This window comes from Staphylococcus hyicus, from assembly GCF_000816085.1.
Taxonomy (GTDB): Bacteria; Bacillota; Bacilli; order Staphylococcales; family Staphylococcaceae; genus Staphylococcus; species Staphylococcus hyicus.
The window spans coordinates 1,777,824-1,796,973 of the sequence record NZ_CP008747.1 but is presented as its reverse complement, the minus strand read 5'-3'; the positions used below and the strand labels follow the sequence as shown (position 1 = coordinate 1,796,973).

The window sequence follows — 19,150 nt, the reverse complement described above, 5'->3', positions numbered from 1 at the left end:
AATGACGTAAATTTTACATTTAGGTATATTATATCAAAAAACGAACTATTAAGTGTGACTTAATCATGACTTTCATAGAATGTCGATAAAGTGTCACATTTTTTTTGCGATTTACCTAGTAAAGTATTTCACTTTAATATATCATTGTATTATATGAAATTTTTAAGGGGGGTAAGTGATGTCTAAATCCGAGTTAACCGTTCAATCGAAAGGACGTGTTACGTTACAAGAATTAAAGCAGATTATCAAGTTAGGCCTTGTTCAAGGTAACCTGATACCTGCATTTACTGGGGCTTGGCTCGCTATCATTTTTTCACATCACGCGTTTTTAGGTTCAATCCCACAAATTGTTACAATGATGCTTGGGTCAACGCTAGTCATGGGGGGATCATGTGCACTTAATAATTACTATGATCAAGATATTGACAGCATTATGCCTAGTAAACAAAATCGTCCTACCGTCAACGATCGGATTTCTAATCATCATCTTTTGTTTTTAAGTTTAGGTATGATAATTGTAGGAGAAATCCTGTTATTCATGCTTAACATACCAACAGGTGTTATTGGACTGGCCGGTGTCATTGGATATGTATCATTTTATTCAATTTGGTCAAAACGTCATACTACATGGAACACAGTTATCGGAAGTTTTCCGGGGGCCGTGCCACCTTTAATAGGTTGGGCAGCAATTGAAGGACAACTTTCTATGTTAGCTTGGGCCTTGTTCTTAGTTGTTTTTTGTTGGCAACCTATCCATTTTTATGCTTTAGCAATTAAAAGAAAAGATGAATATGCGATGGCGAATATTCCAATGCTGCCTTCGGTAAGAGGATTCCAACGTACACGATTAGGAATGTTTCTATGGCTCTTTGGATTACTACCAATTCCTTTTTTAATGTTGCAATTAGGTGTCGTTTTCGTTATTCTTGCAACGCTTTTAAATGTAGGATGGATTTATTTAGGATTGACAAGTTTTAAAACGACTACAGTTGAAACAAAATGGGCAACTAAAATGTTTATTTATTCATTGAACTATTTAGTTGTATTTTTCGCGTTAGTCGTTGTAATGACTTTAATAAATATGATTTAAACGAAAAATGAGTGAGGGTTAACAATGAGCTTACCAATTTTACCTACTATTAGTACGATGTGTATTGTCATTAGCGCAATTTTTGTTGCGATTGGTTGGAGATTGATTTGGAAAAAAGAAATTGAAAAGCATAAAAAAGCGATGTTATTTGCAGCAATTTTCGCTGTTGTATTCTTTACTATTTATGCAAGTCGCACAGTGTTTATTGGTAATACAGCATTTGGTGGACCTGATTCAATTAAAGTGTACTATACGATATTTTTATTCTGTCACATTACTTTAGCGACAGTTGGGGCAGTATTAGGACTGATTCAAATTATTACTGGCTTGAAAGATAAATATCATGTGCATCGTAAAATTGGACCATCTGCATCTTTAGTGTGGTTCTTTACGGCAATTACAGGTGTGGCAGTGTATGTTTTACTATATGTTTTATATCCAGGTGGAGAAACGACGTCATTGATTAAAGCGACATTTGGATTATAATAAGGATTGGTTGTAACTGATGATACGATATCATGTTACAACCTTTTTTATATCAAACATTTTGATTTTTGAATTAAAAATGGGAAAATATTGTCAACTCGAATGCGTTGAAGGAGGTGCCTATGAAAAGTATCATTTTCAAAGTGGTAGGTGTTATTTTACTCGTTGTATTTTTAGTTTATTTATTTTATTCTCCCAAACTTGAGTTCGATGTGCTAGAAAATCCCAATCAATCTAAAGATGTGATTAATCGTAGCAATACACCAAAACCTAAATCGACAGAAGGCGAAAATCCAAAAATAAAAGAGGGTGTAGGTACACTTGTTGGCGCATCGATGAAAAACGTCACTAAAAAATGGGGTCAAGCTGATCGCACATATACATTTGAACATGATTTTAAAAATTTTATTTTTCATAGAAATGGCATGTATCTCATCGTTACAGCGAAAAATAATGTTGTCAAATCAATATATGTTACAGGTTTGGGTTCAAAAACGCATACAGGACCAATTAAAATAAATTCACGTGCCGATCAAATTTATAATTCTTTCTCAATTAATACGGAACCTCAATTTAAAATAAATGGCCGAGATTATCATTATGAACTTTCTGATGAAGATGTTAAAACACAAGCGCTCATTCAATTTGATGATTTGTACGCACAGGTGTTCATTGACCAACAAACGAATCGTGTGATTGGCTTACGCTTTTTAGATAAAGAGGCACTGGCAGCGATGAATCCTTATAAAAAAAATGAGCCGGACCTATTAACTGAAGATGAAGTTGATAAAAAGGAAGCAAGTAAAAGTGCTGATCAAGATGTGAATCAACGGTTAACATTATATGAATTAACGAATGAAATGCGCCAGCTATATCATCAAAAGCCTTTAAAGATTGAAGGCAAGCTTGAAAGTGTAGCAAATGTTAATTTGTTCAATATGTTGTCAACGGATAATCGCTCATTTACTGAGGCGAGCTTAATGAGTGTACTAGATCAAACGGATTTACATTATCGAAACGTATCACAAAATGTTGCGTATAATTTTAATGACATTCCTACACTGACACATAGTTGGATGAATTCTGATGCCCATCGCTCAAGAATGTTAAATGAAAAGTATACGACAATGGGTGGCGAAATTGATCGACAATATTTCATTCTAATTTTTCTAGAGGAGGAAGACGCTCATGTTTGACGAAGCATTAATGACAATTTTGGATCGGACGGATGAACTTGGAGATATGATTAAAGCATCTGAGATGTCTCATAATTATCAAATTGCATATCAAAATTTGAAAGATGATCATGCGGCAAGACAATTATATCAGTCATTTTTGACGCAGCGACAACAATACAATGAAGTGCAACGTTTTGGTCGATATCATCCAGATTATCAACACGTCATGATAACAACAAGAAAAGCTAAAAGAGCGTATGAAATGCACCCAACTGTTGTCGCATTTAAAAAAGCTGAAACCGATTTGCAGCAATTAATTGATGAAGTCATTATGATTTTAGCAACGAGTGTTTCCGAACATGTAAAAGTGGATGCGGGCACACCGCTATTTGATAAACTGACACAAGGGTGTGCGACTGGTGATGCCTGTCAGTGTCAATCGCATTAGCATATGAAAATAGGTTTAATCATGACAACGCCTTGCAAAGTTAACTTACCTATGTCAACTTTGCAAGGCGTTTATTGATGTGTGCGTATAGCGGGATTTATGTGAAAAAGTTTGTATATATGTCATATTTTTTTATTAGCTAAAAATTGTCTTGCGAGTGAAGGACGGTCAGTAACAATTGTGTGCACGCCTTTATCTGTTAAATTGTGCATCAATGCTAAATGATTCACACCATAATATCCCGGGATAATGCATCTAGCGTTTAACCATGAAATTAATCTTGGGGATGTCAGTGAAAGTCCGCGATAAGAAAGCGGCATTTGGAAAGTATGTGCTTGTCCTTTATATAAAAAGGGGATGCCTAAAAATAATTTCATGATGCCTTCAGTGACTTCAGCTTGACTTGCACCGGTAGCAATTTGGTTTTGATTATAGTGATTAAAGCGTTCAATTTGTTTTTTGTGAAAGCTTGTCACTAAAACCCTATGTTGTGCTTTGTGTTTTACTATAACACGATAAAGGCGTTCGGCAGCGATACTTCCTTCATAGGTTGTGGGCTTATCTTTAATATCAATATTTACTAGTTGATCGGGATAGCGTTCTAATAATGCATCTAAGGTCATGATTTTAGCTAGTGGATGACCGATATAAGGCATGTGTCCATGTTTGTTTTTAAAATGATAGCCTGCATCAAGTTTTAAAAGTTCTTCAAGTGTGTGTTCACTAACACGACCAGACCCGTTAGTAGTACGATCGACATCTCGATCATGAAACACAATGACGTGTTCATCTTTTGTCAGGCGAATATCGATTTCGAATCCAGTGAGACCTAATTGTTGACTGTGATCAAACGCAAGTTGTGTATGTTCCGGACGTTCGAACATTCCGCCTCTGTGACTTAAAAGATAAGGTGCATCGTGTAGAAAATAGGGGGCAATCACTGGAGATGATTGGCGTTGTGTGATGTTGCGTGTCTTCAATAAGTTCCTTACATTAAAGACGAATTTCGTAAGGCTACGATAAGTTTTCGACATGGTTAACAGCTCCTTAAAAGAAATTTATCTTTTCGTTTTCAACGCCATCATGGTACGATATAGACGTGAAAGTGCGAGGTGAAAAAATGGAAATCGTACAACGTGAAAAAATAATTATTTACTTAAAGAACATGAAGCATGAACGTCATATTAGAAAATATGGGCATATTGTAGCGACAAGCAAAACCCATAAGTATGTCGCTATGTATGTCGACCAAAAACAAGTGGATGCGGTGATACAAAAGCTTATGAAACTCAAATATGTTACAAATATTATGGGATCACCTTATAAAACAATTAAAAAAGTGTACGAAAAGGAAAAATATGAATTTTAATTATTCCAATGGAGGCAGCCAATGTTGTAACCTTAAAACACTTTTTAAATAATTAAAGTACAATTCAAGTTCAGGATATGCTTCAGGCTCATGTACATCGACACCTACCATTTCAATTTGATATGGTTCGGCAAATGATTGGATAAGTTCAAATTTACGATTTGATTCAGGATAAGGATAATTTAGTGCATTGAGCATCGTGTATATGGCTTGAAAATATCTACCTTCAGTAGGTTTCATAATCATTGCGACTGAAGAACGTTTTTCTTTAGATTTTGGTGTATGAAAAAAGACAATGCGTTCTATTCTTTGGTGGTTATAATCGATTAATGTTTTAAATTCATATAAGTCAGTGAGTCCGTTACCAAGGACTATAAATGATTGTTTCATATCGTTCCTCCTTTAAGAGGATTATATAAAAAATGAAAAAAGATTGGAAGTGTCTAATGATGCGTGTCATTGCAGGTATACATAAAAGTAAACAACTTCATACACTAGAAGGGCGCAATACGCGACCGACTATGGATAAAGTTAAAGAAGGTATATTTAACAGCTTACATGATATTCATGGGATTGGATTAGATTTGTTTGCTGGCAGTGGTGGCCTAGGGATTGAGGCACTTTCTCGTGGCATGGACAAAATGATTTTTGTAGATCAAAATTATGGAGCAATTAAAATCATACGTCAAAATATTAATAAATTAGGATTAGAAGCACAGACTGAAGTTTATAAAAATAGTGCTGACCGAGCCTTAAAAGCGTTAAGTAAACGGGATATTCAATTTGATGTTATTTTTTTAGATCCGCCTTATGATAAAGGATTAATTGATAAGGCATTGGAACAGATTAAGGCATTTGATTTATTAAAAAATAATGGTATTATCGTGTGTGAGTTTAGTCATCGTGAATCTATCAAAATAAACGGCTTCAAAGAAATTAAGCGATATCACTATGGTTTAACTGATACGTGTTTATTAGAAAAAGGAGACAGTCATGACTAATTCAAAAGCAGTTATCCCTGGAAGTTTTGATCCTATTACATACGGTCACATTGATATTATTGAGCGTAGCGCAGAACGTTTTGAAGCGCTTCATATATGCGTGTTGCGAAACAGTAATAAAAAAGGGACTTTTACATCTGATGAACGCATTGCGCTCATCGAAGCATCAGTGTCGCATTTAGACAATGTATTTGTGCATGCTTATGATGGTTTGCTTGTAGATTTTTGTGACGCTATCGGTGCAACAACGATTATTCGTGGTTTGCGCGCTGTTAGTGATTTTGAATATGAGTTGCGACTAACATCTATGAATCGCAAACTTAATCCTAACGTTGAAACATTATATATGATGTCGTCTACAGATTACTCATTTATTAGCTCAAGTGTCGTGAAAGAAGTTGCGCAATATGATGCGAACATTTCAGAATTTGTGCCTAAACCTGTTGAAGAAGCATTATTAAAAAAATTTAAACATCATGAAATTTAAATGTATATTGTCTTCGTATATGCCTTAACGCAACGCTTTTTCAGTTTCGGCTTAATGCATCAGAAGTCTCGGCTGAGGAATCAAATAATATATCGTTTTTAGATTTATCAGATTCCATTGTATAAAGATAAATAATAGCCAACAAAGTATATATATATGCATTTTGTTGGCTTTAATGTTGAAAGGGGACACGTTGTTTTATCGTGCATTGCAAATAATGACTGGTGTATTAAAGTCCGTCTCATCTTGATGCGTAAGTAAATTATATATTTCAGTTGCTTTGATTTCATGCTTAAAATAATGCGCATTGTTTTTATTAACGTTTGTGACAAACTGCTTTTCAGGATATTGCTGCTTCAGTGATTTTAAAAACGCTTGGCCTTGACGTGTCATTCCAAGGATTCTGACGGCATCAACGCTAGTATTAACATCATCATATTTATAATGTAAAAGGACATTCATTAATATGCGTTGGATGTGTGTGTACGTATAGCGTTTTGTTTTTAATCGTGACATTAACGTAATATAATCATGTGCGACACTAATCTCGCGTTTTAGACGGTGTTCAAACCCTTCACTCATTGTGTGAATAGTGGCCAATATGTTCGTATCATGTTGAAGTGTGGCAAATTTAATGAGTTGAAAAAGCGTGTCAGTATCAGTGAAGGCATTTTCGAATAACGCATGATTTTCAGTAGGAACACAGCTTTTCCAACGCGTACCTTGATTGATAATATCTTGTCGAATTGCAGTCCCACTTGCAAATGACAAGTGTTTAATGTCATTTTGATGATGGTCGGAATATTGACGAGGAATGGTCAAAGGTTCGATCCGGCTTTGTTGTAATGCGAGTTGCTTTAAATAGGATAGTCCAAGTATATTATTCGGTGAATCGAGAATAGAGTGATTTAAAAGTTCGCGCATGATACGTGGATAACTTTTACCTTGTTTAATTTGATTAATGAATTCGGAAGTGCTTTCTAAAAGTAACATTTTATCGCGCATCGTTTTCAAAATTTCAATGTCGCCGATTTCACTGCCAAATGACAGGGCGTCTACATTTAAATAATCAGCTACTTTTATACCCATTTCGGCAAAGCGATCACTTGATGATAAACTTCCAATTAAAGGCAACTCAACAACGAGGTCGACACCGGTTAATGCCATTTTTGTTCGTGTGAATTTTGAAAACATTGAAGGTATCCCGCGCATCATAAAGTGACCACTCATGATTGCAATTGTGACATCTGCTTTAGTTATAGACTTCGATTGTTGCACATGATAAAGATGTCCATTATGGAAGGGATTATATTCTGTAATGAAGGCAACACTTTTCATTTGCTTTCTTTCCTTTCGTGTCTCATTATGAGTATTGTAACAGAACTAAAGATGTTAAGAAAAAATCTTGACAACTTTAGCGTCAAAAGTTAAAATAAATTTTGTGCTTGTTAGAGGTGAAGCCATATGAAATGGTCAATAACACAATTAAGAAAATACCAAGGACAACCTTTTAAATTTAATCAAACTGTTGAATTTAACGATTTAGCTGGAACTTTAGATATTATTGATATCTCGCCAGTTCACATTGATGGTGAATTAATCGTAAAGTCAAATGAAGTCGTTGCTACGATGCATTTAACGGGTACGTATACAATGGCATGTGCTCGTACACTTAAACCTGTAGAGGTTCCATTTGATACGACGTCGACGGAAGTGTTTGATTTAGATGGTTTATACGAAGATGAGGACGATGAACATTATCATCTTGCGACGGATGGCATCATCAATCTTCGTGCAATCGCTGAAGAGATTGTGATGTTAGAAAAACCTATGCGTGTTGTCGCTGATGATAGTGAAGACATGCTAACGGGTGGCCAAGGTTGGGAAGTTGTTGACGAAACACAAATTTTGGATAACGACCCTTCACAAGATGAGTCGCATAAGAAAGTCGATCCAAGGCTTCAAAAATTACAACAGTTCTATGATGATAGTGATCGCGCACGCTAACATCCATGCGTCATATGTAATGAATAAAAGGGAGGATTAATCATGGCAGTACCAAAAAGAAGAACTTCTAAAACAAGAAAAAACAAACGCCGTACGCATTTCAAATTAGCAGTACCAGGTATGCAAGAATGCCCAAACTGTGGTGAATTAAAATTATCACACCGTGTATGTCCAGCATGTGGTTCATACAAAGGTGAAGAAGTCGTTTCTAAATAATCGAAATGATGTGTATCGCTTTGACATATTGGTCGAAGCGATTTTTTATTTGTATCAAATGAAGCATATGATACGCTATGTTAAAATGAAGATAAAAGATGAAGAGTTGAGGATTTAAAATGGAGCAAATTACATCCAATCAAAATTCTAAAGTTAAGTTATACCAAAAGTTAAAGAAGAAGCGTGAACGTGATAAACATGGCTTAGCGATTCTTGAAGGGTATCATTTAATTGAAGAAGCTTATAACAATGCGCTTAAAATTGAACATTTGTTTATCTTAGATATCCATCGTGTCGATGAGGCTATTATACACGCAAGTGATCATGTATATGAAATTAATATGAAAGTCGCGGAGACGCTTGCGGGAACTGTTACTCCTCAAGGTATTTTTGCGATTATTAAAAAACCTGATCCTCAAGTCATGGATGTGCGACAAGTACTCATTCTTGACCGTGTTCAAGACCCTGGAAATGTTGGAACATTGATTCGAACAGCTGATGCAGCAGGATTAGATGCTGTTGTTATTTCAAAAGGAACTGCTGATGTATACTCAGATAAAGTTTTACGTGCGAGCCAAGGTAGTGTTTTTCATATTCCAATCGTAGTAGTTGAAGATATTTTATCATTTATAGATCAATTTGAGGGACCTGTTTTTGGAACGGCACTTCATGAAGCGGTATCGTATCATGACATAGAAAAACAACAAAACACCTTTGCGTTAGTGTTAGGTAATGAGGGTGAAGGTATCAATGAACATATTTTAGAGGCGACAACTCAGAATATTACGATTCCGATTTATGGGCGTGCTGAGAGTTTAAACGTTGCCATTGCTGCGGGCATTTTAATGTTTCATTTAAAGGGTTGACCCTAAAATTACTCCTGTATATAATTGAAGTATTGAAATTAATATTTTGCTTACAAAAAGACGGAAGCGTTGCTAGACAATTGTTTAGGGAAGGTCGACATGAACTGAAAGTCGCCTCAATTGTATAACGTTTTTTTCACCTTTTTAGCTACTTAAAGAGATTTAAGTCGGGTTTATGGCCCGTTATCCACATAAATTCAGAGTGTATGTAGATGGCTACATAAAACTGGGTGGTACCACGGAAAGACTTCGTCCCAAGTATTGGGCGGGGTCTTTTTATTTTTAAGGAGGATACGTATGTCACACACAAATGAAATGGTGCAAATCAAAACCGATGCACTTGAAGCAATTCAACAAGCTGACAGTGAAAAAGGTTTACAAGATGTTAAAGTTAAATATCTAGGGAAAAAGGGCCTTGTCACAGGGCTTATGAAAAATATGAAAGATTTACCTAAAGAAGATAAACCAGCATACGGACAACAAGTGAATGATGTCCGTCAAACGATAACACAGGCAATTGAAAAAAGACAAGCTGATTTAGCAGAAGAAAGTTTAAATCAACAACTTGCGGAAGAATCTATTGATGTGACGTTACCAAGTCGTAAAATTGCGAACGGTGCCACTCATCCATTAACACGCACTGTTGAAGAAATTGAAGATTTATTTTTAGGGTTAGGATATGAAATTGTCACTGGATATGAGGTAGAACAAGATTATTATAATTTTGAAGCGCTCAATTTACCAAAATCACATCCAGCACGTGATATGCAAGACAGTTTTTATATTACTGAAGATATATTAATGCGCACACATACTTCTCCAGTGCAAGCGCGAACAATGGAAAAAAGAAATGGTCAAGGACCTGTGAAAATTATTTGTCCTGGTAAAGTATATCGTCGTGATTCTGATGATGCGACACATAGTCATCAATTCACACAAATTGAAGGTCTTGTTGTAGATGAAAATATTAAAATGAGTGATTTAAAAGGGACACTTGAATTACTTGCGAAATCGCTTTTTGGTGCTGATCGTGACATTCGCTTACGTCCAAGCTATTTTCCATTCACTGAACCGTCTGTTGAAGTCGACGTGTCTTGTTTTAAATGTAAAGGTACGGGCTGTAATGTTTGTAAGCAAACAGGTTGGATCGAAATTTTAGGTGCAGGTATGGTACATCCGAATGTACTGGAAATGGCTGGATTTGATTCTAAACGTTATTCTGGTTTTGCCTTTGGTATGGGACCAGACCGTATTGCGATGTTGAAATATGGTATAGAAGATATTCGTCATTTTTATACAAATGATGTACGTTTCTTAGAACAATTTAAAGCAGTGGAAGACAGAGGTGAAACAACATGTTAATTTCTAAAGAATGGTTAGAATCGTATGTAGCTGTCGATGTGTCGATTGAAGACTTAGCAGAACGCATTACACGTGCAGGTATTGAAGTAGATAATATTAAAGATTTCACTGACAATATTAAACATTTAGTGGTAGGCTATGTTGAATCCATACAAAAACATCCTGACGCGGATAAATTGAATATTTGTCAAGTAAATATAGGAGAAGCTGAGCCTGTGCAAATCGTTTGTGGTGCGTCTAATGTTGACGCAGGGCAAACTGTTATCGTTGCTAAAGTCGGTGGTCGTTTACCGGGTGGTATAAAAATTAAGCGCGCAAAATTACGTGGGCAAGTTTCTGAAGGTATGATATGTTCATTACAAGAAATTGGATTAGCTAGTAATGTGGTACCTAAAGCATATGAGGATGGAATCTATAACTTTACGACACAAGTTGAACCTGGAACTAACGCATTACAAGCGCTTTATTTAGATGACCAATTGATGGAATTTGATTTAACACCAAACCGTTCTGATGCATTAAGTATGATAGGGACGGCCTATGAAGTGGGTGCTTTATATCATCAGCCTGTTCAAAAACCGGATACGTCTATTCAGTCTGAAACAGGTCAAGCGCATGAGGAGTTAGACGTTCAAGTTGAAAATGAAGACAAAGTTCCTTATTATAGCGCGCGTATTGTAAAAAATGTTCACATTGCGCCATCGCCTGAATGGATGCAAGCACGTTTAATGAAAGCAGGTATTCGTCCGATTAATAATGTGGTTGATATTTCAAATTATGTGTTACTTGAATATGGTCAACCGTTGCATATGTTCGATCAAGATCACATCGGTTCAAAAGAAATCGTTGTTCGCCAAGCACGTGAAGGTGAAACGATGACGACATTAGATGACCAAGAACGTCAATTGCAGACTAATGATATCGTTATTACGAATGGTGAAAAGCCGATTGCTTTAGGTGGCGTCATGGGCGGTGATTTCTCAGAAGTGACTAATCAAACAACAAATGTCGTTGTCGAAGGGGCTTTGTTTGATCCAGTATCAATACGTCACACGTCACGCCGTTTAAACTTAAGAAGCGAATCTTCTAGTCGTTTCGAAAAAGGATTAGCGACAGAATTTGTAAATGAAGCAGTGGACCGCGCGTGTCACCTTTTAGAATCGCTAGCAAACGGTACAGTTATAAAAGGGCGCGTATCAAAAGGAGAGTTAGGGTCATTTACACATACGATTGACATTACGGTTGATAAAGTGAATCGTACGATTGGATTTAATGTTTCTGAGTCAGAAATGGTTGAAGCTTTAGAACAATTAGGATTTAAAACAACAGTGGAACATGATACGTTATGTGTAACCGTGCCTTCACGTCGTCCAGATATTAAAATTGAAGCAGATATTATTGAAGAAATCGCTCGTATTTATGGGTATGATAATTTACCTTCTTCGCTTCCTGTATTTGAAACTGTATCTAGTGGTGCTTTAACAGACCGTCAACGTAAAACACGTGTTGTACGTAGTGCGCTTGAAGGAGCAGGATTATCACAAGCGATGACCTATTCACTTGTAGATGAAAAACGTGCAACTGCGTTTACAACAGAAAAACGTGATGTCATTAAATTATTAATGCCGATGAGTGAAGCGCATTCTACATTACGTCAAAGTTTAATTCCACACTTAATCGATGCAGCACAATATAATGTTGCCCGTAAAAGTCAAAATATTGCATTATACGAAATAGGAAATGTTTTCTTTAGTAATGGTGAAGGGCAATTACCGGATGAAGTGGAATATTTGAGTGGCGTTATGACAGGTGAATATGTGGCTAATCCATGGCAAGCTAAAAAAGAAATGGTAGACTTTTACCTTGTCAAAGGTGTTGTCGACCGTGTTGCAGATAAATTGTCATTGACGTTTGATTATGAAACGGCACAAGTTGATGGGTTACATCCTGGTCGAACAGCAAAAGTATTATGTCAAGGAGAAGCTATAGGGTTTATTGGTGAATTACATCCTTCTGTAGCCAAAGCATATGATTTAGGGCGTACGTACGTATTTGAATTGAATTATGAGAAAATAATGGCATTCAATGTCGGCTATATAAACTATCATCAAATTCCTAAATTCCCTGGAGTAACACGTGATATCGCATTAGTTGTCGATACAGAAGTGCGTGTATCTTCATTAATTCAAACAATTCAACATTCAGGTGGTCGTTTGTTAAAAGAAGCATCTGTATTCGATGTTTATGACGGTGAGCATATGGAAACAGGTAAAAAATCAGTAGCCATCCGTTTAGACTATTTAGATACTGAAAATACATTGACAGAGGCACAAGTTGCAGAAGTGCATGACGTTATTTTAACTGCATTAGAGCGTCAAGGTGCAACATTAAGAGGATAAATAATAATATAAAATAATATCGATGATACATTTCAGACATGTATCATCGATATTTTTATGTAGTCAAATGCTGAATGCGTACAAGTTGACTTGTACGTTTGTTTCTGAAAGGGTGACCGATGTCACCACACATTGAACATTGACTATACTTTAATATGATTTAGAACCTTTAGATTCAATTAGTTTCAGGGCTTTATTTCGGTTGCTAAAATGTTTTTTTGTAATTTGATCGAGTTGATGTAACCCGTGCTTTTCAATTAGACGTGCAGCCAGAAGATCCACTTTTCCACTAGCACCCTTTAAAATGGTTTGATGCATTTGTTTGGATAAACGATCCATATGTTTGACAAACGCATACCTAGAAATGATACTTGCAGCGGCAATTGCAAGCGACTTCGATTCACCTTTAGTTTCGAAGTGAGTGCGTTCGCTTAATGGAACATCTCCAAGTGCGTACCGTTGATATACATCTCGTTCTGCAAATTGGTCAATGACAATAGCATCAACATTATCCATATCAACCTTTTTTAGCACATTTTTTATACACTCATTATGCAATACAGCTTTCATTTTGACTTGTGACCACCCCATCGCTTGGCGTTCATTATACCTAGGATTATCTAATACAAGTAACGAGTGAGGGAGAAATGTAACCAATTGTTCAGCGAGTGATACAATTTTCGCATCATTTAATTTTTTTGAATCGTCAACACCTAGCGTCTTAAGTAGGTCAATATGTGTTTTACTTACATAACAAGCACAAACGGTCAACGGACCAAAATAATCACCACTCCCGGCTTCGTCACTACCGATACAACTTTGTTGATTGTAAGGATACGTTTTGTTTTTTGGAGATTGATGGTTGTTGGATGAAACTTTTGAGATAGTCTCTCCTAACAGTGATGCAGCAACGGAATCGACATTGGCTCCTTGAAACATCACTTTACGTGACTTGTAAATACTAATAGTCACGCCTTGGTACTTGGCTTTGGCAATCATACCAGGTGCTAATTTAGATGTGTCCATTTTAATCTTTTTCATTAATTGATCTATTTCTGCTTGAGTTAATATTTTAACTAAATTTGCCATAAAAACCCTCTTTATATAAAGTCATACGTTAAAACATGAATACCATATGTATATCGCATGTTCCATCCTACCATAATTTAAATGTGCTGTGGTAAGTATTGTCGTCAATCATAATCCATGATACACAAAACGTATCGTCTCGTGTATAATGAACGATGATGAATAAATTTAAAGATAGGGCTAGGTGAAAGGATATGGGTGAGTTTAAAAATAGAATAAACGTAACGATAAATGACCAGCACTATACGATTATAGGTGAAAATGATCCTGAGCATATTCGTTATGTAGCGGATTTAGTTGATGATAAAATTAGAACATTAGGTCAGCGGAATGCAGGATTAGATTCTGTACGTAAAGCTGTACTCACAGCGGTTAATGTGACGCATGAATTAGTATTATTAGAAGAAGAAAACGCTAAATTACGTGAAGAAATCCAACGTTTAAAACAACGAGGGCACTAAGATGTTCGTCGTGATCAGTGGTACGTTTCTACTGGTATATGCTGCTTTAGGTTTTTATCGTAGTTTTCTGGCAAGTTTGCTACATCTCTTTAGTACTGTTTTTGCAATATGGGTTGGATTACAATTTTATAAATCATTATATCAATATTTAAAATTATTTGTCCCATTCCCTAAAACGGATGCATTTCACATTCATTATGCATTAGCATTTGAGCAACCAGAACAGGAATTTAATGCTGTGATAAGTTTTATGGTCATCATGTTTATTGTCAAAGTACTTACACACGTTGTACTTGATACATTTTCTGAGTTGGCCTATCGTCACCGCAATGTTTTTAGTTTGCGTATATTCGGTGTCATAACGAGTGTGATTTCGGGTGTCATTGTATTGCATTTTATTTTACTATTAATGGCATTATATCCAGATGCTATGATTCAATCTTCTTTACAACATGCGACAATATTGAAATGGTTGATTACTGACCTTCCTATCCTTTCTAAAATTACACTGACTTTAACATAAATAAACTTAAGAGGCTGGAGCGTTTTATGGTACATACTTATCGTTTCATCCTCTTTTTTATGAGGTGGTTTCAATGACTAAAAAAGATGTCATACGTTTACTTGAAAATATCGCTACGTATATGGAATTAAAGGGTGAAAACGCGTTTAAAGTATCTGCTTACCGAAAGGCAGCACAAAGTCTTGAAATTGATGAACGGACGCTAGATGAAATTGACGACGTTACATCATTAAAAAATATTGGTAAAGGGGTCGGTGATGTTATTGAGACGTATCGTACGACGGGAGAATCACCTACTCTAGAAACATTAAAACAAGAGGTGCCAGAAGGACTCATTCCATTGCTTAAAATTCAAGGATTAGGCAGTAAAAAAATTGCGAGACTGTATGAAGCCCTTCATATTACAGATAAAGCTTCGTTACAAGCTGCCTGTGAAACGGGTAAAGTAAGTGAGCTTAAAGGGTTTGCTAAAAAAACAGAACAAAATATTTTAGAAGCAGTAAAAGCCTTAGGTGCTAAAAAATCGCATTACCCTATAAATATGATGCGGAGTTTAAACGATAAAATAGAAACATACTTAAATACAATTCCTGAAATTGAACGCTTTGAAGTTGCAGGCAGTTTTAGGCGTATGAAAGAAATGAGTAAAGATTTAGATTATATTATAAGTACACATGCGCCATTAAAGGTCCAAGCCGCATTGTTAAATATTCCTAATAAAACAAAGGAAGTCGCTGTTGGCGAAACAAAAGTCTCATTGGAGCTTAATCACGATGACGAGACGATTGGGGTCGATTTTCGTCTCATTTCACCAGAAGCTTTTTATCATACGTTACAACATTTCACAGGTTCAAAAGATCATAATATACGTATTCGTCAATTGGCAAAGGCGAGAGACGAGAAGGTAAGCGAATATGGAATTGAACGCGCAGATGGCGAGCTGTTACAATTTAATAGTGAAAAAGAGATATATGCACATTTTAACGTAAATTGGATTGCGCCAACGATGCGTGAAGACGGCTCTGAATTTGATAAAGATTTATCAGATATCATTAGTTTAGATGATATTAATGGTGATATACACATGCACACAACTGCAAGTGATGGCGCAATGTCTTTACGTGAAATGGTCGAAGCAAATATTCAAAAGGGTTACGAATTTATGTGTATTACAGACCATTCAAGAAATTTACGAGTGGCGAACGGTTTAAGTGTGGAAAAATTATTAAAACAAAACGAAGATATTAAAGCATTAAATGAAGAATATAAAGAAATCGATATTTATTCGGGAACAGAAATGGATATACTTCCTGATGGAACACTTGATTATGATGACGATGTGTTGGCGCAACTTGACTATGTGATTGCAGCAATCCATCAAAGCTTTAATCAAACCGAAGCAGAAATTATGAAGCGATTTGAAACAGCGTGCTTCAACCCTTATGTAAGACATATTGCACATCCAACAGGACGCATTATTGGTCGACGTGATGGCTACCAAGTGAATATCGAAAAATTAGTTCAAATGTGTAAAGACACTAAAACGGTGCTAGAAATTAATGCTAATCCACAACGACTTGATTTAAATGCATCTATTTTACGCACATACCCAGACCTTAAACTTACAATCAATACAGATGCGCATCATACCAAACATTTGGATTTTATGAAGTATGGTGTAGCTACCGCTCAAAAAGGATTTGTTAAAAGATCACAAGTTATCAATACGATGACGCGAGAACAATTTAAAGCATTTATAAATCAGAAAAAGTTAGATGAATAACTTTGTATTTTTCGAAATTGAGGGATTTTATGAAACAAAAAACGTTAGAAGTATTGGAATTTGATAAAATTAAATCGGCGCTTTTGAACGAAGTAATCAGTGACTTAGGCGCAGCAAAAATACGCCAACTTTCTCCATCAACTGAATATGATACCGTTGTTGCTCAGATGGAAGAGTTAGATGAAATCGCTCAAATATATAACCAATTTCGTTTACCAAGTCTAAGTGGTTTATCTCAAATCGCGCCCTATGTGAAGCGTGCACAAATTGGTGGTACGTTGAATGTTCAAGAACTCAATACAATAAAGCGCATGATTCAAATTCAAAACCAGTTTAAAACTTTTTACAATCAAATGATTGAAGATGAAGAGAAAATAAGTTATCCCATACTGCATAATCAAATGGTATTATTGCCAGTATTAACACCGCTTTACCAAATTATAAGAGAAACATGTGATGAAACAGATTTATTTGATTCAGCCAGTTATGAATTACAGGCAATTAGAAGTAAAATATCAAAAACGAACCAACGCATTAAATCACAATTAGACCGAATTGTTAAATCATCAGGCAATCAAAAAAAGTTGTCGGATGCTATTGTTACTGTGCGAAATGAACGACATGTTATTCCCGTAAAAGCCGAATATCGTCAAGATTTTAGCGGGATTATGCATGATCAATCTGCATCGGGACAAACGCTCTATATCGAGCCATCATCCGTCGTTGAATTAAATAATCAGGTGAGTCGCTTACGCAATGATGAAAAAGTAGAAATGGAACGGATTTTATCTCAACTTACAGAAGCGGTGGCTCGAGAAGCGGATGCATTATTGATCACCGAAGATGTAATGGGGCACCTTGACTTTCTAATTGCAAAAGCACGTTATGGTGCCAAAATTAAAGCGACGAAACCTTCTTTTACGACATCAAAAATGATATATTTACCCAAAGCGTATCATCCTTTATTAGATAGAGATACCGTCGTTGCAAATACAATTACATTTGAAGAAGATATTCAAACGGTAATTATTACAGGACCTAATACAGGCGGTAAAACGGTCACACTTAAAACATTAGGGTTAATCGTGATTATGGCACAATCAGGACTACTCGTTCCTACGCTAGATGGAAGTCAACTTAGTGTGTTTGAGAATGTATTTTGTGATATCGGTGATGAACAATCTATCGAACAATCTTTATCGACGTTTTCTTCACATATGAAGACCATTATTTCAATTTTAGATGAAGCAAATAAGAACAGTTTGATTTTATTTGATGAACTTGGCGCAGGTACAGATCCAAGTGAAGGGGCTGCACTTGCGATGAGTATATTAGACCATGTGCAAAGTGTAGGTGCGCGTGTCATGGCGACGACTCATTACCCGGAATTAAAGGCATATAGCTACAATCGGCATGGCGTTATGAATGCGAGTGTTGAATTTGATGTGAATACATTAAGTCCAACCTACAAGTTGCTTATGGGTGTACCAGGACGTTCAAATGCATTTGAGATCTCTAAGCGTTTAGGGTTGAATTTAAAAATTATTAATCATGCGAAAAGTATGGTCGGACAAGATGAGAAAGAAATAAATACCATGATAGCATCGCTAGAACACAATGCAAAACGTGTGGATGATCAACGCATTGAACTTGAACAATTAGTTCGCGAAGCAGAATCTATACATCAACAATTAAGTCAAAAATATGCGCAATTTCAAAATTATGAGTCGCGATTAATGGAGGAAGCTAAAGAAAAGGCCAACCAACGTGTACAATCAGCGACAAAAGAAGCCGATACGATTTTGAAAGAATTGCGTGAGATGAGAGATCGAAAAGGTGCGGAAGTAAAAGAGCATGAGTTAATTGAAAAGAAAAAGCAACTGAATGATCAATACGAGGCGAAATCTATTAAACAAAATGTGCAAAAGCAACGTTATGATGTGATTCAAATTGGTGATGAAGTCAAAGTGCTGTCATATGGTCAAAAAGGTGAAGTCTTGGATCTCATAGGTGACGAGGAAGCAGTCGTGCAAATGGGTATTATCAAAATGAAATTACCGATTAAAGATTTAGAGAAAAAAGAAAAGGTGAAAGAAAAGCCTACAAAAATGATTACACGTTCTAATCGATCGACAGTTAAAATGGAACTCGATTTACGAGGATACCGTTATGAAGAAGCATTAGTTGCGTTAGACCAATATTTAGATCAAGCGGTATTAAGCAATTATGAAGATGTTTATATCATCCACGGGAAAGGAACAGGCGCTTTACAAAAAGGTGTTCAACAACATCTTAAGCAACATCGCAGTGTTTCAACGTATCGTACAGGAATGCCAAGTGAAGGTGGATTTGGGGTGACTGTCGCAAAACTAAAATAATGAGCAA

At 36.0% G+C, this 19,150-nt stretch carries 20 protein-coding genes; 16 read left to right on the top strand and 4 right to left on the bottom strand.

From position 1 onward, the window contains the following. Nucleotides 1–178: 178 nt before the first annotated feature. The 4 genes from cyoE to SHYC_RS08485 all read left to right on the top strand — a co-directional run bounded on the left by cyoE (nt 179) and on the right by SHYC_RS08485 (nt 3,202). A complete protein-coding gene (gene cyoE, locus SHYC_RS08500; protein ID WP_039646275.1) occupies nt 179–1,090 on the top strand; it encodes a heme o synthase in 912 nt (303 codons plus the stop codon). Nucleotides 1,091–1,114: 24 nt separating this feature from the next. Further along, complete coding sequence (locus tag SHYC_RS08495) at nt 1,115–1,576, top strand: DUF420 domain-containing protein (RefSeq protein ID WP_039646273.1); 462 nt, start codon at nt 1,115–1,117, stop codon at nt 1,574–1,576. 122 nt (nt 1,577–1,698) lie between these two features. After that, nucleotides 1,699–2,772, top strand: a complete 1,074-nt coding sequence (locus tag SHYC_RS08490; RefSeq protein ID WP_039646271.1) for a CAP-associated domain-containing protein — start codon at nt 1,699–1,701, stop codon at nt 2,770–2,772. Beyond that, the gene (locus tag SHYC_RS08485; protein ID WP_039646269.1) at nt 2,765–3,202 is read left to right on the top strand and encodes a YlbF/YmcA family competence regulator; all 438 of its coding nucleotides are present in this window, start codon (nt 2,765–2,767) and stop codon (nt 3,200–3,202) included. The genes SHYC_RS08490 and SHYC_RS08485 overlap by 8 nt, the downstream gene beginning before the upstream one ends. A gap of 122 nt (nt 3,203–3,324) precedes the next feature. Here the strand turns inward: SHYC_RS08485 and SHYC_RS08480 are convergent, their stop codons facing one another. Continuing rightward, the gene (locus tag SHYC_RS08480; protein ID WP_039646267.1) at nt 3,325–4,236 is read right to left on the bottom strand and encodes a glycerophosphodiester phosphodiesterase family protein; all 912 of its coding nucleotides are present in this window, start codon (nt 4,234–4,236) and stop codon (nt 3,325–3,327) included. Between the two features lie 86 nt (nt 4,237–4,322). Here SHYC_RS08480 and SHYC_RS08475 point away from each other — a divergent pair, with 86 nt between their 5' ends. Continuing rightward, on the top strand, nt 4,323–4,571 hold the full coding sequence (locus tag SHYC_RS08475) for a DUF2129 domain-containing protein (protein ID WP_039646265.1): 249 nt from the start codon (nt 4,323–4,325) through the stop codon (nt 4,569–4,571). Here the strand turns inward: SHYC_RS08475 and SHYC_RS08470 are convergent, their stop codons facing one another. Beyond that, a complete protein-coding gene (locus SHYC_RS08470) occupies nt 4,572–4,961 on the bottom strand; it encodes a DUF7147 family protein (RefSeq protein ID WP_039646263.1) in 390 nt (129 codons plus the stop codon). A gap of 59 nt (nt 4,962–5,020) precedes the next feature. On the opposite strand from SHYC_RS08470, the gene rsmD reads away from it, so the two are divergent. Together rsmD and coaD are read left to right on the top strand one after the other, a co-directional pair. Continuing rightward, on the top strand, nt 5,021–5,572 hold the full coding sequence (gene rsmD / locus SHYC_RS08465) for a 16S rRNA (guanine(966)-N(2))-methyltransferase RsmD (RefSeq protein ID WP_039647672.1): 552 nt from the start codon (nt 5,021–5,023) through the stop codon (nt 5,570–5,572). Then, on the top strand, nt 5,565–6,059 hold the full coding sequence (gene coaD, locus SHYC_RS08460; RefSeq protein ID WP_039646261.1) for a pantetheine-phosphate adenylyltransferase: 495 nt from the start codon (nt 5,565–5,567) through the stop codon (nt 6,057–6,059). Before rsmD ends, coaD begins: the two co-directional genes overlap by 8 nt. A 198-nt stretch (nt 6,060–6,257) precedes the next feature. Here coaD and SHYC_RS08455 read toward each other — a convergent pair whose 3' ends face one another. After that, entirely contained in the window at nt 6,258–7,397 is a 1,140-nt protein-coding gene (locus SHYC_RS08455; protein WP_039646259.1) for a nucleotidyltransferase, read from the bottom strand. Between the two features lie 126 nt (nt 7,398–7,523). On the opposite strand from SHYC_RS08455, the gene SHYC_RS08450 reads away from it, so the two are divergent. From SHYC_RS08450 to pheT, 5 genes are all read left to right on the top strand, one after another. Further along, complete coding sequence (locus tag SHYC_RS08450) at nt 7,524–8,066, top strand: YceD family protein (protein WP_039646257.1); 543 nt, start codon at nt 7,524–7,526, stop codon at nt 8,064–8,066. Between the two features lie 42 nt (nt 8,067–8,108). Beyond that, on the top strand, nt 8,109–8,282 hold the full coding sequence (gene rpmF, locus SHYC_RS08445; protein ID WP_037566118.1) for a 50S ribosomal protein L32: 174 nt from the start codon (nt 8,109–8,111) through the stop codon (nt 8,280–8,282). A 119-nt stretch (nt 8,283–8,401) separates the two neighbouring features. Beyond that, a complete protein-coding gene (locus SHYC_RS08440) occupies nt 8,402–9,148 on the top strand; it encodes a TrmH family RNA methyltransferase (protein ID WP_039646254.1) in 747 nt (248 codons plus the stop codon). Between the two features lie 297 nt (nt 9,149–9,445). Beyond that, nucleotides 9,446–10,510 (top strand): phenylalanine--tRNA ligase subunit alpha, encoded by a 1,065-nt coding sequence (pheS, locus tag SHYC_RS08435; RefSeq protein WP_039646252.1) that lies wholly within the window; start codon nt 9,446–9,448, stop codon nt 10,508–10,510. Further along, on the top strand, nt 10,504–12,909 hold the full coding sequence (gene pheT, locus SHYC_RS08430; RefSeq protein WP_039646250.1) for a phenylalanine--tRNA ligase subunit beta: 2,406 nt from the start codon (nt 10,504–10,506) through the stop codon (nt 12,907–12,909). Before pheS ends, pheT begins: the two co-directional genes overlap by 7 nt. Nucleotides 12,910–13,059: 150 nt before the next feature. Here the strand turns inward: pheT and rnhC are convergent, their stop codons facing one another. Beyond that, entirely contained in the window at nt 13,060–13,998 is a 939-nt protein-coding gene (rnhC, locus tag SHYC_RS08425; RefSeq protein WP_039646248.1) for a ribonuclease HIII, read from the bottom strand. 194 nt (nt 13,999–14,192) lie between these two features. Here rnhC and zapA point away from each other — a divergent pair, with 194 nt between their 5' ends. The 4 genes from zapA (at nt 14,193) to SHYC_RS08405 (ending at nt 19,143) form a co-directional block, all read left to right on the top strand. Next, complete coding sequence (gene zapA / locus SHYC_RS08420) at nt 14,193–14,459, top strand: cell division protein ZapA (protein WP_039646246.1); 267 nt, start codon at nt 14,193–14,195, stop codon at nt 14,457–14,459. A 1-nt stretch (nt 14,460) separates the two neighbouring features. Continuing rightward, nucleotides 14,461–14,982: a CvpA family protein gene (locus tag SHYC_RS08415; RefSeq protein WP_039646244.1), complete on the top strand. Its 522-nt coding sequence runs from the start codon at nt 14,461–14,463 to the stop codon at nt 14,980–14,982. Nucleotides 14,983–15,055: 73 nt separating this feature from the next. Then, entirely contained in the window at nt 15,056–16,765 is a 1,710-nt protein-coding gene (gene polX, locus SHYC_RS08410; RefSeq protein ID WP_039646242.1) for a DNA polymerase/3'-5' exonuclease PolX, read from the top strand. Nucleotides 16,766–16,794: 29 nt separating this feature from the next. Beyond that, nucleotides 16,795–19,143, top strand: coding sequence for an endonuclease MutS2 (locus SHYC_RS08405; RefSeq protein WP_039646240.1), 2,349 nt, complete (start codon nt 16,795–16,797; stop codon nt 19,141–19,143). The last annotated feature ends 7 nt before the right edge of the window (nt 19,144–19,150 follow it).